Consider the following 14,469-nt stretch of genomic DNA (forward strand, 5'->3'; position numbering starts at 1 on the left):
TTGGTATGCCTGCCTCTTGGCCACGGCAGATGCCCCGCATGACCGACCCGACCGAAGCCGCACCCGCCGCCGAGCCGGAAGAGAAGGAATCGCTCGCCAGTTTCATCTGGTTCGTGGTCAAGCTGGCGATCCTGGCGCTCGCCTTTCGCAGTTTCCTGTTCTCGCCCTTCTCGATCCCGAGCGAGTCCATGCTGCCCCGGCTGATGATCGGGGACTATTTCGTCGCCGCCAAATGGCCCTACGGCTATTCGCGTTACTCGCTACCGCTAAACGCACCCCTGATCCCCGGGCAGGTGTTCGCCGGGCTGCCCGAGCGCGGCGACGTGGCCGTGTTCAAACATCCGGTCGACAAGGTCGATTACATCAAGCGGGTCATGGCCTTGCCTGGCGACACGGTGGAAATGCGCGGCGGCGTGTTCGTGCTCAATGGCGAGCCGGTGACCAAGGAACCGATTGCCGATTTCGTCCAGCCGGTGGACCAGCACCTGCTCAACGCCGCGGCGCTGTCCGGGCGGCCCTCGCCCTGTTCCTGGGGCGGACTGGAGGAGCAACGCAGCGATGGCCAGCGCCAGTGCCGCTACATGCGCTTCCGCGAAACGCTGCCCTCGGGCGTGTCCTACGAAGTGCTCGATTTCGGCGAGTCCGGGGCCGATACCTGGGGCCCCAAGATCGTGCCCGAGGGCCATGTCTTCATGATGGGCGACAACCGCGACAATTCGCAGGACAGCCGCTTTCCGGCCCGCAGCGGCGGTGGGGTTGGCTGGGTGCCGACCGATCATCTGGTGGCGCGGGCCAGCGTGATGGTGTGGTCCACCGATGGCAGCGCCGAATGGATCAAGCCGTGGACCTGGTTCACCGCCGCCCGGTGGGAGCGGATCGGAGACGGGGTATGACCGGGCTTCCCGAACCTACCCGCCAGTGGCTCGCCGACCACGGCTTCTCAGTTCAGGACGAGCACCTCTGGCGCGAGGCGCTGACCCACGGCAGCACCGGCCACGCGCGCGATTATGACCGGCTCGAATTCCTCGGTGACCGGGTTCTGGGCCTGGCCATTGCCGACTGGCTCTACAGCGCTGGCGACGACGATGAAGGCAAGCTGGCGCAGCGGCTCAACGCGCTGGTCAGCAAGGGCGCCTGCGCCAAGGTTGCCCGGGTGATGGGCCTCCCCGACCACGTGCTGCTGGGCAAACAGGCCCGCGACGACGGCGCGGCGCAGAGCGACAATATTCTGGGGGACGTGATGGAGGCGCTGCTCGGCGCGGAATTCATCGAAGCCGGTTTTGACAGCGCGCGCGCTATCGTGCGCCGCCACTGGCACGACGATGTGCAGGGCAAGGCAGGCCATTCCAAGCACCCCAAGAGCGCGCTGCAGGAATGGGCCGCCGGAAACCAGCGCCGCCCGCCGGAATACCAGCTGGTCGACCGGTCCGGCCCGGATCACAAGGCGCGCTTCACGGTCCGCGTCTCGGTCCACAACGTGGGCCAGGCTGATGCGACGGCCGGAAGCAAGCAGGAAGCGGAAACCGCGGCAGCGCGGCTATTCATGGAGCGGTACGGATGAGCGACAAGCAACCCCATTGCGGCCTGGTCGCCGTGATCGGCGCCCCCAATGCGGGCAAGAGCACTCTGGTCAACGCGCTGGTCGGGCAGAAGGTGGCCATCACCAGCGCAAAGGCGCAGACCACCCGCGCCCGAATGCTGGGCATTGCCCTGCACGACAATGTCCAGATGATCCTGGTCGATACCCCCGGCATCTTCGCGCCCAAGCGGCGGCTGGACCGGGCCATGGTCAGTGCCGCGTGGGAAGGGGCGGAAGCGGCCGACGCGGTCCTGCTGATGGTCGATCCGATCAAACAGCGCCGGCACGAACTGGAGCCGCTGCTGGAGGCCCTCGCGAGCCGGCCGGAACGCAAGATTCTGGTGCTCAACAAGGTGGATATCGCCAAAAAGGAGCCGCTCCTGGCGCTGGCCGAGGAACTGGCGGCAAAGGTCGATTTTACCGAGATCTTCTTCATCTCCGCCCTGACCGGAGACGGCGTGCCCGAGCTTAAGAACCACCTCGCCGCTCTGATGCCGGAAGGCACCTGGCACTATCCCGAGGACCAGGTCTCGGACGCCAGCGAGCGCCTGCTCGCGACCGAAGTGACCCGCGAACAGCTTTACCAGCAACTGCACGAGGAGCTGCCCTATGACAGCGCCGTGCGGCCCGAGAAATACATCCAGCGCAAGGACGGCAGCGTCGAGATCCACCAGCAGATCGTGGTCATGCGCGACAACCAGCGCGCGATCGTACTGGGCAAGGGCGGCAGCCGGATCAAGGCTATCGGCGAGGCCGCACGCAAGGAACTTTCCGAAATGCTGGGCGTGAAGGTCCACCTGTTCCTGCACGTCAAGACCGACGAACGCTGGAGCGAGGACAAGGAACTGTTCGAGGAAATCGGGCTGGACTGGGTTCGGTGAGAGCCGCGCGGCCCGATTTGCTGCCCCCGTGGACCTGACCGCTTACGGGCTGGGCCTGGGCGCTGCGCTGGCCAGCGGCCTGCTGATCGGGATCGAGCGGGGATGGACCCTGCGCGAAGCACAGGCGGGTTCCCGGGTTGCCGGCATCCGCACCTTCAGCCTGTTTGGCCTGCTTGCCGGAATCGCCGGCGTGGTGGGGCAGAGCGGCTATCCCGTTCCGGCTTACCTGATGCTCGGCGGAACAGTGGCGATCGTGGTGATCGGCTACTGGCGCTCGACCATGGCCGACCGCAAGCCCGATGCCACTTCGTCCGTCGCGGCGATGGTGACGCTGGCGCTGGGCTTCCTCGCCACGAGCGGACAGCCGGCGCTGGCCATCGCGCTGGCCGCCGTGGTGACCCTGCTGCTCGCCATGCGGAGCCAGACCCACGGCCTGATCGACCGGCTGGACGAAGCCGATATCAAGGCGCTGGCCCGCTATGCGGTGATCGCGCTGGCGATCTACCCATTCCTGCCGGAAGGGCGCTACGGGCCCTATGACGCGTGGGAGCCGCGCACCCTGTGGCTGGTGGTGGTGCTGGTCACCGGGTTTTCCTTCCTCGGCTACATTGCCAACCGCCTGTTCGGGGCGCGGCGCGGGACCATCGCCACGGCGGTAATCGGGGGCCTCTACAGCTCCACGGCGGTAACCCAGTCGCTTTCGCAACGGCTTGGCGCGGGCGAGGGAAGCGCAGCCGAGAACGCAGGGATCGCGCTGGCAACAGCAGTCATGTACCTGCGGGTGCTGGTGCTGGTGGGCGTGCTGGCGGAGCGGCTGTTCCTGCCATTCGCATTGCTGCTCATGCCGGCCGTGCTGACCGGGCTCGCGGCCAGTTACCTGATTTTCCGCCGCGCACCTGCCACCACCGGACCTTCCCCGCCAGGCAATCCGATTGCCCTGCTCCCTGCCCTCAGCTTCGCTGCTTTCGTCGCCGTGGCAGCAGTGGCTGCGCGCTGGGCCGAGGGGCAGTTCGGCGAGCAGGGCATCGCCGTGCTGCTGCTGGTGATGGGGGTGATGGACGTCGACGCGGCGATCGTCACCGCCGGGGGCCTGGGGCCGGACACGATCTCCGCCGGGCTGGCGGCGCTCGCCATAGCGGGCACGATCCTGGCCAATATGTCGGTCAAGCTGGGCGTGACGCTGGCCTATGGCCGCAGCCATGCCCGCCCTGCCGCACTGGCACTGGCGGCAAGCATGGTGGTGCTGCTGGCTTCCATCGCTTTGGGCGCGGTGCGCCTGTAGCCCCTACCGCTTCTTGAGGATCTCGATCCCGTTCTTCTTGGCGAAATCCTTGGTCGATTCCTCGCTCCGGTTCAGCGCCTTGGCAATCTCGCGCAGGCCCTTGCCCTTGGCGGCAAGAGTGCGCAGCTGACCCGCTTCGTCCGATTTCCACGGTTGCTTGTGGCGCTCGAAGTTCTCCTTGCCCATCAGTCCGCCTTGGCCTTGGCCGCCGCTTTCTTGGGAGCGCCCTTCTTCTTGACCGCAGCCTTCTTCGGGGCCGCTTTCTTGGCGGCTGCCTTCTTGGGGGCCGCCTTCTTGGGGGCCGCCTTCTTCCTGGCACCCTTCTTCTTGACCGGGCCCTTGGCAATGCGGGCATCGATCAGCTCGATTGCCTGCGCCTCGGTCAGGTCTTCGGGCTTTACATCCTTGGGGATGGTGGCGTTGTTGGTGCCATCGGTCACATAGGGGCCATAGCGGCCCGGCATGACCTTCATCTCGCCGCCGCTGGTCGGGTGCGCGCCGAAGCTCTTGACCGGCTCGGCCTTAGCCCGCCCTTCCCCGCGTCCGCCGCGGTTCTGCGCTTCGGCCAGCAGGGTGACCGCCGCGTTCATGCCGACCTCGAACACCTCGGCGGTGCCGGTAAGCTTGGCGTACTTGCCATCGTGCCGCAGGTATGGCCCATAACGGCCTATATTGGCTTCGATTTCCAGCCCCGTCTCAGGATGTGCGCCGACGATGCGTGGGAGCGAAAGCAGCTTGACCGCCCAGTCCAGGTCGAACTCAGGCAGATCCTTGGGAATGCTCGCCCGCTTGGCTTCCTTGCCGCTGCCCATTTCGACGTAGGGGCCGAAGCGCCCGGTCTTGCGGTTGATGTCCTCGCCCGTATCGGGATGCTGGCCCATCACGCCGTCGTCCGCGCCTGCCGTGCCGCCGCTACCCGCCTGGGCAAAGCGGCGGGTGAACTTGCATTCGGGATAGTTGTTGCAGGCCACGAAGGCCCCGAACTTGCCACCCCGCAGCGAGAGCCGCCCGGTGCCGCAGCTGGGGCATACACGCGGGTCGCTGCCGTCCTCGGTCGGCGGGAACAGGTAGTCCGACAGGTATTCATCGAGCGCCTCGGTCACTTCGGAGGGGAGTTTGTCCATCACCTCGTCGGCCTTGGGCTTGAAATCGGCCCAGAACCGGGTGAGCAGCGCCTTCCACTCCTCGCGACCGCCGGAGACCTCGTCGAGCTCGTTTTCCATGCCCGCCGTGAAATCGAACGCGACGTAATTGGGGAAGAAACGTTCGAGGAACACCGTCAGCAACCGGCCCGATTCCTCGGCGAAGAAGCGGTTCTTTTCCATCCGCACGTATTCGCGGTCGCGCAGGGTCTGGATGGTCGAGGCATAGGTGGAAGGGCGCCCGATGCCGAGCTCCTCCAGCCGCTTGACCAGGCTGGCTTCGGAGAAGCGCGGTGGCGGCTGGGTGAAATGCTGCACTGCCTCCACGCCTTTCTTGGCCGGGCAGTCGCCCTTGCGCATGGCCGGGAGCAGGCCGCTGTCGTCATCGTCACCGCTGTCGCCGCGCTCGTCGAAACCTTCCTGATAGACGGCGAGGAAGCCGGGGAATTTCACCACCTGCCCGGTCGCGCGCAGCTCGTTCATCCCGGTCCCGTCAAGCAGGCTGACCGTGGTCCGCTCCAGCCGCGCGGCGGCCATCTGGCTCGCCATGGCGCGCTTGAAGATCAGCTCGTAAAGCTTGCCCTCGTCGCCCGAACCGGCGCGGTCCCGCCCGAAATCGGTCGGCCGGATCGCCTCGTGCGCTTCCTGCGCGTTCTTGGCCTTGGTGGTGTAGAGGCGGGGCTTGTCCGGCAGGAAGCCGGGGTCAGAATACCGCTCGCTGATCGCCTTGCGGCAGGCATTGATCGCGCTGCCATCCATCTGCACCCCGTCGGTCCGCATATAGGTGATGGCGCCGGCTTCGTAGAGGCTCTGCGCCAGTCGCATGGTGTGGCTGGCCGAATAGCCGAGCTTGCGCGCCGCTTCCTGCTGCAGGGTGGAGGTGGTGAACGGCGGGGCCGGATTGCGGGTGAGCGGCTTGGTCTCGACCCCCTCCACGGTGAAGCGCCCCGCTTCGACGGCAGCCTTGGCCGCCATCGCGCTGCCCTGGTTGCCGAGGGTCAGCTTGTCGAGCTTCTTGCCCTCGAACCGCACCAGCCGCGCAGCGAACTCGGTCCCGTCCTGCTCCATCATGGCGGCGACCGACCAGTATTCCTCGGCCCGGAAGGCCTCGATCTCGCGCTCGCGGTCGACGATCAGCCGCAGGGCGACGGACTGGACCCGGCCCGCGCTCTTGGCACCGGGCAGCTTGCGCCACAGCACCGGGCTGAGCGTGAAGCCGAACAGGTAATCGAGCGCGCGACGGGCCAGGTAGGCGTCGATCAGATCGGTATCGAGCGCGCGCGGGCGGGTCATCGCCTCGGTCACCGCCTGCTTGGTGATGGCGTTGAAGGTCACCCGGTCGACCACCTTGGGCAGCGCCTTGCGCTTGGCCAGCAGCTCCTGCACGTGCCATGAAATCGCTTCACCCTCGCGGTCAGGGTCAGTGGCGAGGACCAGCCGGGTGGCCGTCTTGGCCGCGTCGGCGATTTCCTTGAACCGGCTCTGCTTGTCGCGATAAAGTTCCCAGTCCATCGCGAAATCCTCGTCCGGGCGGACGCTGCCATCCTTGGGCGGCAGGTCGCGGACATGGCCGTAGCTGGCGAGAACCTTGAAGTCCTTGCCGAGGTATTTCTCGATGGTCTTCGCCTTGGCCGGCGATTCGACGATGACAAGCTGCATGGAGTTGAGCGAAGTCCCTTACGCGTATGTGTGTACGTATACGCGAGGGTGGCCCGCGTTTCCCGATGCCGTCAAGGCACCTGTTTGCTCCCGGCCGCGCGCCGGGTGGAGCGAAGTCAGGCGAAGACCTCGCTGATTTCGTTGCTGTTGTCGGCGACCAGCAAATAGACGGCAATGCCGAACGCCAGGCCCAGGGCATTGCCTGCCATTTCCATCATGCTGGAAAACAGGGCAACCATCAGTGCCGAACCGGTGAAATCGATTGCGCTTCCCACTATGCCGCTGGCGAGGCCCAGGCCGAGGAACAGCACCAGACCGGCGAAGAAGATCGGCCAACTGTGGCCACGGGTCGCTTCCCAGCTTGCCTTGAGGCTGTCGATGATGCCCAGCCGGCCTACGAGCAGGTAGCCGCTCGAAGCGGACCAGCGGACCAGCAGGATCACGCCAGGTACCACGAACAGCAGGAAACCGAAGATCATGCCAATGACCGAAACGATCGTGATTCCCACATAGGCCCAGATGCGGGTATCGCGAACGGGCAGGCGCCCGCGGCTTTCGAGAAAGCGGGCGAGGAGAAAATAGGACGCGACCACCGAAAGAACCGCCGCCAAGATCTGGAAAAGACCTGCAATCCAGCCAACTGCAGGGTCGATGTTGAAGCCAAAGCCCAACGAGGCAAACGTGCCGTCAGGATCGACATAGCCCAGCATCAGGCCAACCGTGTTCAGCCCGCCCAGCACCAGCACGAACAGCAGGATCGGCACGGCATTCTGGCCGACCAGATCGAACGTCTCGCCCAGAAATCCGCTGAAGCTTTTTTCCCTGTTCATGCCTGTGCCCATTACCCCGCTGCTTTCATGCCGCCCGCGAAACCCGCCCGGCCGCATGGCGCACCAGAAGCCCCGCCAGCTCCAGCTCCAGCAGTGCCAGTTGCACCGCCGCCGCGCTCGTGCCCGACTGGCGGATCAGTTCATCCACGGGGACCGGCGCGGTGGTGAGCAGGCTGGCGATATCCGCCGGCTGCGCATCGGCCAGTTCGTCGACATCGAAATCGAACCGCGCCGTGCTCTCGCGGAAGGTCGAGCGCGGGGTGCCGTCGAAATGGCTCACCAGTTCGATCACTTCTGCGGGCGACTGGACCAGCACTGCGCCTTCCCGGATCAGCTGGTTGCACCCTTGCGCGCGGGCGTCGAGCGGGCTGCCGGGGATCGCCATGACCTCCCTGCCCGCCTCCGCCGCCAGCCGCGCAGTGATGAGCGAACCGCTCTTGGGCGCAGCCTCCACCACCAGCGTGCCCATGGCCAGCCCGGCAATGATCCGGTTGCGGCTGGGAAAGTGGCTCCCGCGCGGCTCAGTGCCGGGGGGCTGTTCGGCCAACAGCAGGCCTTCGGTGGCGATCCGTTCCTGCAGCGCCTCGTGATGTGGCGGATAGGTCACGTCGATCCCGCTGGCGATCACACCCACGGTCGCCGGAAGCGCACCTTCATGCGCCGCGCCGTCGATCCCCCGCGCAAGGCCGGAGACGACCGCGAACCCCTCGCCCGCCAGTTCCCCGGCAAATTCACGCGCCAGCTTGACCGCCGCCGCACTGGCGTTGCGCGCGCCGACCATGGCCACACAGGGGCGCTCCAGCAGCGCCAGATGACCGCGCCAGGTCAGGATCGGCGGTGCTCCGTCGATCTCGCGGAGCAGGTGGGGATAGCCCGGCTGGTCATGGAACAGGTATTTCGCGCCCGCGCGGCGGACCCCCTCCACCTCGCGCTCAACCGCATCGCGCAGGGCCGGGCGATAGGGCTGCCCGGTCTTTCCGGCGAGATCGGGCAAGGCTTCGAGCGCCGCCACCGCATTGCCGAACCGGGCGAGCAGGTGGGTATAGGTAACCGGGCCGACGCGAGGCGAGCGCAGCAGCCGGATGCGGGCGAACGCCTCGTCCTGCGACAGGGGGGCCTGCGACAGCGCGGTCATTTTTTCCCGCTGCCCACCTTCGGTTCCTCGCCGCGCATCAGGCGGCCGATATTGGCGCGGTGCTGCACCAGCACGATGGCGGCGATGGCGATCAGCGGCACGATGATCTGCGGGTAGCCCAGCGCCCATGCCGCGACCGGCGCCAGCACCACGGTGGTCATCGAGGAGACCGAGGAAATCCGGCTCACCGCCAGCGTTGCCGCCCAGATTGCCGCGCAAACCAGCATCACCGGCCAGGCCAGCGCCAGCAGCACGCCCGCTGCGGTAGCAAAGCCCTTGCCGCCCTTGAACCGCAGCCACGGGGTGAAACAGTGCCCGGCTACCGCCGCGACCGCCGCCCACCCTTCCGTGCCCGGCCACAGGTGCGCCGCGAGCAGGACCGGAAATGCGCCCTTGGCCGCGTCGAGCAGCACGGTCGCCGCTGCCAGCCCCTTGTTGCCGGTGCGCAGCACGTTGGTCGCGCCGATGCTGCCCGAACCGATATCGCGGATGTCGCCCAGCCCGGCGGCGCGGGTCAGCAACAGGCCGAACGGGATCGATCCGCCCACGAAACCGAGCAAAACCGCAAGCAGAATGTCCTGGTTCATGTCCCTACCCGGCAAGAAATGTTCGCTCCACCATAGGCGCATCGCTTGCATTCGGGCCACGGAAAAATAAGGAAGATCGCTCCGAACCGGGGGAACCAGCCGCGATGCCCAGCACCGTTGATCCAAGCGCCCCCGTGCTGCTGTTCGATTCCGGCGTCGGCGGGCTGAGCGTGCTGGCCGCCCTGCGTGAAGTGCTGCCGCAAGCCCCGGTGATCTACGCCGCAGACGAGGCCGGCCTGCCCTATGGCACCAAGAGCGAGGCGCAGGTGACCGCGCGGGTCGCCGGGCTGCTGGGGCGGATGAGCGAACGCTACCGCCCGCGCCTCGCCTGCATCGCCTGCAACACCGCCAGCACGATTGCACTGGGCATGGTGCGCGAGGTGCTGGAGATCCCGGTGGTCGGCACCGTCCCTGCGATCAAGCCCGCCGCCGCGCTGACCCGCACCGGGGTGATCGGCCTGCTCGGCACCGAAGCGACCGTGCGCCAGAGCTATGTCGACGATCTGGAACGCGCCCATGCCGCAGGCAAGACGCTGCTGCGCCATGCCGCGCCGGAGCTGGTGACGCTGGCCGAGGCAAGGTTGCGGGGCGAGGCCGTCCCGCTGGATGCCGTGCGCCGCGCGGTGTCCGGCCTGCTCGACCATCCCCGCGCAGCCGAAATCGACACCGTGGTGCTGGCCTGCACCCATTTCCCCCTTCTGCGCGACGAGTTGGGCGCCGTGTTCGGCCCGGGCGTCACGCTGGTCGACGGCGCGCTAGGCATTGCCCGCCGTATCGCTGCGCTGACCGAAGGGCAGGCGTTCGAACGCCGCGAACCCGATCTCGCGGTGACCACCGGGCCGCTCGACGAATTCCGGGCGCTCGCGCCCAGGCTGTGCGAATTGGGGCTCACCCGGATCGAAAAGTTCTAGCTGCGAACGTCTCGCAAAGATCGTGATGGAAATGCAGCCGTTCTGCGCCTAAATCGCTGCTCGGACAGCCGCAGACGGGGCGGCGCTGACGCAGGCTAGCGATGAACTACGATCAGATTTTCGAGCAAGCGATCGACCGCCTTCACTCCGAAGGGCGCTACCGCGTGTTCATCGATATCCTGCGCAACAAGGGTGCGTTCCCCAACGCGCGCTGCTTCCACGGCCATAACGGCCCCAAGCCGATCACCGTGTGGTGCTCGAACGACTACCTCGCCATGGGCCAGCATCCCAAGGTGATCGCCGCCATGGAAGAGGCGCTGCACGATGTCGGCGCCGGTTCGGGCGGCACCCGCAACATCGGCGGCAACACCCATTACCACGTCGAGCTGGAGGCCGAGCTGGCTGACCTGCACGGCAAGGAATCGGCCCTGCTGTTCACCAGCGGCTATGTCTCCAACGACGCCACGCTCTCGACCATTTCCAAGCTGCTGCCCGGCTGCGTGATCTTTTCGGACGAACTGAACCACGCCAGCATGATTGCCGGCATCCGCAATTCCGGCTGCGACAAGCGGGTGTTCCGCCACAACGATGTGGAACACCTTGAAGAACTGCTGGCAGCGGAAGACCCGGACACGCCCAAGCTGATCGCCTTCGAAAGCGTCTATTCGATGGACGGCGATGTGGCCCCGATCCACGCGATCTGCGACCTGGCCGACAAGTACAACGCCTTGACTTACATCGACGAAGTCCACGCCGTCGGCATGTACGGCGCGCGCGGCGGCGGCATCTCGGAACGTGACGAGGCGGCTGCCCGGATCGACATCATCGAAGGCACGCTGGGCAAGGCCTTCGGCGTCATGGGCGGCTACATCGCGGCCGACACGAAAATCGTCGACTGCATCCGCTCCTACGCCCCCGGGTTCATCTTCACCACCTCGCTCAGCCCGGCGCTGGTCGCCGGGGTGCTGGCCGCCGTGCGCCACCTCAAGGGCAGCAGCGAAGAGCGCGACGCCCAGCATCGCAACGCCAACCTGCTGAAGGCGAAGTTCGCCGCTGCGGGCCTGCCGGTCATGTCCACCACCACCCACATCGTGCCGCTGATGGTGGGCGATCCGGTCCGTGCCAAGAAGATCAGCGACATCCTGCTGGCCGAATACGGTGCCTATGTGCAGCCGATCAACTTCCCGACTGTCCCGCGCGGGACGGAGCGGCTGCGCTTTACCCCCGGCCCGGCCCATACCGAGGCGATGATGGACGATCTCACCGGTGCCCTGGTGGAAATCTGGGACCGGCTCGAACTGGAACTGCGCAAGGCCGCCTGAACAGACGCCATTGCCCTGCAAAGCAGCGATAATTAAGCCAAAATCAACCATCGCGCGCCTACACCCGCGCGATGGCCATCAATTTCCTCAAAAGCCTGAAAAGCAGCCCGCCTGCCCAGCCCCCGGCAAGCGAACAGCCAGAAGCGCAGTCCGGCACCTCCAGTCCTCTGCGCGCACGGGTGCTCGACGAATTCGAACGGGCCGGAAGCGTCTGGGTCTGGGCCACGGATGAACAAGGCCGGCTGCTCTATCTGACTGAAAAGGCCAGCGAGACCCTGGGTGCAAAGCCGGAGGCACTGATCGGCCAGCCACTCGAAAGCATCTTCGAGGCTGACGAGGCCAACCCCACCAATGGCGCGGGTCGCTCGCTGCGCTTCCAGCTCAAGGCCCATGCCACCATCCGCGATCAGATCGTGCGCTTCACCGTCGGCCGCCCAGCCGATGATCTGCGCCAGACCTGGTGGTCGCTCTCCGGCCAGCCGGTCCGCAACGAAGAAGGCACCTTCACCGGGTACCGCGGCAGCGCCAAGGACGTGACGGCCGATTACGAACGGCAGATCGCCGATTCGCGCCTCGCCGAGTTCGATTCGCTGACCGGCCTCGCCAACCGCCATTCGATCAACCGCCACCTCGACGGGTGCGTCAACGCCTACGGTTCGGCCCCCCGCCCCTGCACGCTGATGATGCTCGATCTGGACAAGTTCAAGTACGTCAACGACACGCTGGGCCATCAGGCCGGTGACGAACTGCTGGTGCAGGTGGCCGAGCGGCTGACCAGCATGGTCGGTTCGCGCGGCAAGGTCGCCCGTCTTGGCGGGGACGAATACCAGGTCGTGCTGCCGGGCGAGGATGACCGGGGCAAGCTGGGCGAACTGGCCGACAAGATCATCCAGATCCTGACCCAGCCCTATCCGCTGGAGGATGGAAAGCGCGCGGTGATCGGTGCCTCGGTCGGCATCGCGGTGTTTCCGTTCGATGGCGATGACCGGGAAAAGCTGACCCGCAGCGCCGACCTCGCGCTCTATGCCGCGAAGAACGGAGGACGCGGCCAGTTCCGGTTCTATTCCAGCGACCTCAAGGACGAAGAAGAGGTCCGCCAGCAACTGCTCGACGAGTTGCGCGAGGCCCTGTCCGCCGGGCAACTGTCGATGCATTACCAGCCGGTGGTCTCGGTCGAGACCGGGGCGGTGGTCTGCCTTGAAGCCCTGATGCGGTGGGAGCACCCCGAACGCGGAATGATCAGCCCGGGCGCCTTCATCCCGGTGGCTGAGGAAAGCGACCTGATCAATCCACTGGGCGAATGGGCGCTGCGGCAGGCCTGCGAGGCGGCGATGCGCTGGCCCGAAACAGTCAAGGTGGCGGTCAACGTCTCGGCCAACCAGTTCGTCAACGCGGGATTTCCCGATGTGGTGGCCAACGCGCTGGCCAGCACCGGGCTTGCCCCGGACCGGCTGGAGCTGGAGCTGACCGAGAGCGTGTTCGTGGGTGACAGCGAAGCGACCGAAAAGACCTTCGCCGTGCTCAAAGGCCTGGGCGTGCGGCTGGCGCTGGATGATTTCGGCACCGGCTATTCCTCGCTCAGCTACCTGCGTTCCGCGCCGTTCGACAAGATCAAGGTGGACCGCAGCTTCGTCGATTCCTGTACCCAGAAGGATCGCAACAGCGCCAAGATCATCGCCGCCATTGTCGGCCTGGCCAATGCGCTGGGCATGGAAACCACGGTCGAAGGGGTCGAGGCATTCGACCAGCTGGAGGTGGTTCGCAACAAGGGGGCCAAGCTGATCCAGGGCTACCTGTTTGCGCGGCCGATGCCGGAATCGGAGATTCTGGCCGCGTTCGAGCGGGGCGAATACCGGATCGAGCCGAAGGGCCCGGAAAAATTCCGGCCTGACCGGCGCTCGGTCTACCGCCGGATCGGTGCGATCCACGAGGATTACTACTACAACCTGGTCATGCGCGATCTGTCGCGCACCGGTGCCGGGCTGGAGGGCATTGTCGGCGTGCCGGTTGGCACCGCCCTGGTCCTCGATCTGGGCGAAGGCCAGCTGGCGGTGTGCCAGGTGGTTCATGCGCACGGAGACGAGATCGGGGTGGAGTTCGAAACCCCGCTGGTCAGCGATGGAGCTGGCGGGCTGTGCACCCGCCACCGGGTTTCACCCTACATGATCTCCGCCGCCGGCTTGCCGAAAAAGCCGGGCACGGCCGGACCGGACGAAGGCAGGCGCAGCGAATCGAAACCGCAGTTTCTCGAAGTCGCGCCGGGCTCTGCCGTTTCGGCGGCCTGACAGATTGGCGGCTCGACAGCCGCTTCCGGATTGCTATGCGCTCCTGAACAACATTCCAGGGAGAGAACATGGGCGATCAGGGGCCAGGTTACGACGAGGTAGTTCTCGGGCGGCGCAGCATCCGGGGCTATCTGGACAAGCCGGTTCCGCGCGCACTGATCGAGGAAGTGCTGGCGCTGGCCGTGCGCTCGCCCACCTCGATGAACACCCAGCCGTGGCACTTCCACGTCATCACCGGCGAACCGCTGGACCGCATCCGGCGCGGCAACACCGAGCGGATCCTGGCCGGCGAGCCCGACAGCCGCGAATTCCGCCGGGGCGAACCCTTTGCCGGGGTGCACCGCGACCGGCAGGTCGAGGTCGCCAAGCAACTGTTCGGCGCGATGGGGATCGCGCGCGACGACAAGGACGCGCGGCAGGACTGGGTGCTGCGCGGCTTCCGCCAGTTCGATGCGCCGGTCTGCGTGATTGTCGCCTACGACCGCGCGCTTTCCGGCAGCGATGACACCGCGTTCGATTGCGGCGCGGTGACGACTGCGCTGGTCAATGCGGCATGGAGCCGGGGCCTGGGCTGCGTGATCAACAGCCAGGGAATCATGCAATCGCCGGTGGTGCGCGAGCACGCCGGGATCCCGGACGATCAGGTCATCATGAAAGCCGTTGCCATGGGCTGGCCGGACCCGGATTTCCCCGCCAACGCCGTGGTCAGCCACCGCAAGAGCGTGGCGGAAGCGGCGCGATTCGTGGGGTTCGGGGAAAATTGCTGAGCTGCGCACCGGGCTGGCAAATTGCCGTGGACAGCCAATTTCGGCGATATATATACTTCTGAATTGAGGGCAGAATCACCGGAATCAGG

General features: G+C 66.3%; 13 protein-coding genes. 8 read left to right on the top strand and 5 right to left on the bottom strand.

The features are described 5' to 3' along the window. The first annotated feature begins 38 nt into the window (after positions 1 to 38). The 4 genes from lepB to U4960_RS11780 are packed head-to-tail and all read left to right on the top strand — an operon-like array spanning position 39 to position 3,742. Positions 39 to 893 (top strand): signal peptidase I, encoded by an 855-nt coding sequence (lepB, locus tag U4960_RS11765; RefSeq protein WP_324260825.1) that lies wholly within the window; start codon positions 39 to 41, stop codon positions 891 to 893. Beyond that, the gene (rnc, locus tag U4960_RS11770) at positions 890 to 1,561 is read left to right on the top strand and encodes a ribonuclease III (protein ID WP_324260826.1); all 672 of its coding nucleotides are present in this window, start codon (positions 890 to 892) and stop codon (positions 1,559 to 1,561) included. The genes lepB and rnc overlap by 4 nt, the downstream gene beginning before the upstream one ends. Further along, positions 1,558 to 2,460 (top strand): GTPase Era, encoded by a 903-nt coding sequence (gene era, locus U4960_RS11775; RefSeq protein WP_324260827.1) that lies wholly within the window; start codon positions 1,558 to 1,560, stop codon positions 2,458 to 2,460. Before rnc ends, era begins: the two co-directional genes overlap by 4 nt. A gap of 28 nt (positions 2,461 to 2,488) precedes the next feature. Continuing rightward, a complete protein-coding gene (locus tag U4960_RS11780; RefSeq protein WP_324260828.1) occupies positions 2,489 to 3,742 on the top strand; it encodes an MgtC/SapB family protein in 1,254 nt (417 codons plus the stop codon). Positions 3,743 to 3,745: 3 nt separating this feature from the next. On the opposite strand, the gene U4960_RS11785 is transcribed toward U4960_RS11780, so the two are convergent. The 5 genes from U4960_RS11785 to plsY all read right to left on the bottom strand — a co-directional run bounded on the left by U4960_RS11785 (position 3,746) and on the right by plsY (position 9,095). After that, on the bottom strand, positions 3,746 to 3,928 hold the full coding sequence (locus U4960_RS11785; RefSeq protein ID WP_324260829.1) for a hypothetical protein: 183 nt from the start codon (positions 3,926 to 3,928) through the stop codon (positions 3,746 to 3,748). Beyond that, positions 3,928 to 6,543, bottom strand: a complete 2,616-nt coding sequence (gene topA / locus U4960_RS11790) for a type I DNA topoisomerase (protein ID WP_324260830.1) — start codon at positions 6,541 to 6,543, stop codon at positions 3,928 to 3,930. The genes U4960_RS11785 and topA overlap by 1 nt, the downstream gene beginning before the upstream one ends. 116 nt (positions 6,544 to 6,659) lie before the next feature. Beyond that, positions 6,660 to 7,373, bottom strand: a complete 714-nt coding sequence (locus tag U4960_RS11795) for a hypothetical protein (protein ID WP_324260831.1) — start codon at positions 7,371 to 7,373, stop codon at positions 6,660 to 6,662. Positions 7,374 to 7,398: 25 nt separating this feature from the next. Further along, entirely contained in the window at positions 7,399 to 8,508 is a 1,110-nt protein-coding gene (dprA, locus tag U4960_RS11800; protein ID WP_324260832.1) for a DNA-processing protein DprA, read from the bottom strand. After that, the gene (plsY, locus tag U4960_RS11805) at positions 8,505 to 9,095 is read right to left on the bottom strand and encodes a glycerol-3-phosphate 1-O-acyltransferase PlsY (protein WP_324260833.1); all 591 of its coding nucleotides are present in this window, start codon (positions 9,093 to 9,095) and stop codon (positions 8,505 to 8,507) included. Before plsY ends, dprA begins: the two co-directional genes overlap by 4 nt. 104 nt (positions 9,096 to 9,199) lie before the next feature. Here plsY and murI point away from each other — a divergent pair, with 104 nt between their 5' ends. The 4 genes from murI (at position 9,200) to U4960_RS11825 (ending at position 14,380) form a co-directional block, all read left to right on the top strand. Continuing rightward, positions 9,200 to 10,006 (top strand): glutamate racemase, encoded by an 807-nt coding sequence (gene murI, locus U4960_RS11810; protein WP_324260834.1) that lies wholly within the window; start codon positions 9,200 to 9,202, stop codon positions 10,004 to 10,006. Positions 10,007 to 10,107: 101 nt separating this feature from the next. After that, the gene (hemA, locus tag U4960_RS11815) at positions 10,108 to 11,328 is read left to right on the top strand and encodes a 5-aminolevulinate synthase (RefSeq protein WP_324260835.1); all 1,221 of its coding nucleotides are present in this window, start codon (positions 10,108 to 10,110) and stop codon (positions 11,326 to 11,328) included. A 71-nt stretch (positions 11,329 to 11,399) separates the two neighbouring features. Continuing rightward, on the top strand, positions 11,400 to 13,613 hold the full coding sequence (locus tag U4960_RS11820; protein WP_324260836.1) for a putative bifunctional diguanylate cyclase/phosphodiesterase: 2,214 nt from the start codon (positions 11,400 to 11,402) through the stop codon (positions 13,611 to 13,613). 68 nt (positions 13,614 to 13,681) lie between these two features. Further along, a complete protein-coding gene (locus tag U4960_RS11825) occupies positions 13,682 to 14,380 on the top strand; it encodes a nitroreductase (protein WP_324260837.1) in 699 nt (232 codons plus the stop codon). Positions 14,381 to 14,469: the final 89 nt, after the last annotated feature.

The sequence above is a fragment of the Altererythrobacter sp. H2 genome, from assembly GCF_035319885.1.
In the GTDB taxonomy this organism is placed as follows: domain Bacteria; phylum Pseudomonadota; class Alphaproteobacteria; order Sphingomonadales; family Sphingomonadaceae; genus 34-65-8.

Excerpts from the sequence above, each read along its gene's own strand:
- era (WP_324260827.1), top strand. The coding sequence starts at position 1,558 with ATGAGCGACAAGCAACCCCATTGCGGCCTGGTCGCCGTGATCGGCGCC.
- murI (WP_324260834.1), top strand. The coding sequence starts at position 9,200 with ATGCCCAGCACCGTTGATCCAAGCGCCCCCGTGCTGCTGTTCGATTCC.
- dprA (WP_324260832.1), bottom strand. The coding sequence starts at position 8,508 with ATGACCGCGCTGTCGCAGGCCCCCCTGTCGCAGGACGAGGCGTTCGCC.
- plsY (WP_324260833.1), bottom strand. The coding sequence starts at position 9,095 with ATGAACCAGGACATTCTGCTTGCGGTTTTGCTCGGTTTCGTGGGCGGA.
- rnc (WP_324260826.1), top strand. The coding sequence starts at position 890 with ATGACCGGGCTTCCCGAACCTACCCGCCAGTGGCTCGCCGACCACGGC.
- U4960_RS11785 (WP_324260829.1), bottom strand. The coding sequence starts at position 3,928 with ATGGGCAAGGAGAACTTCGAGCGCCACAAGCAACCGTGGAAATCGGAC.
- hemA (WP_324260835.1), top strand. The coding sequence starts at position 10,108 with ATGAACTACGATCAGATTTTCGAGCAAGCGATCGACCGCCTTCACTCC.
- U4960_RS11820 (WP_324260836.1), top strand. The coding sequence starts at position 11,400 with ATGGCCATCAATTTCCTCAAAAGCCTGAAAAGCAGCCCGCCTGCCCAG.
- lepB (WP_324260825.1), top strand. The coding sequence starts at position 39 with ATGACCGACCCGACCGAAGCCGCACCCGCCGCCGAGCCGGAAGAGAAG.
- topA (WP_324260830.1), bottom strand. The coding sequence starts at position 6,543 with ATGCAGCTTGTCATCGTCGAATCGCCGGCCAAGGCGAAGACCATCGAG.
- U4960_RS11795 (WP_324260831.1), bottom strand. The coding sequence starts at position 7,373 with ATGAACAGGGAAAAAAGCTTCAGCGGATTTCTGGGCGAGACGTTCGAT.
- U4960_RS11825 (WP_324260837.1), top strand. The coding sequence starts at position 13,682 with ATGGGCGATCAGGGGCCAGGTTACGACGAGGTAGTTCTCGGGCGGCGC.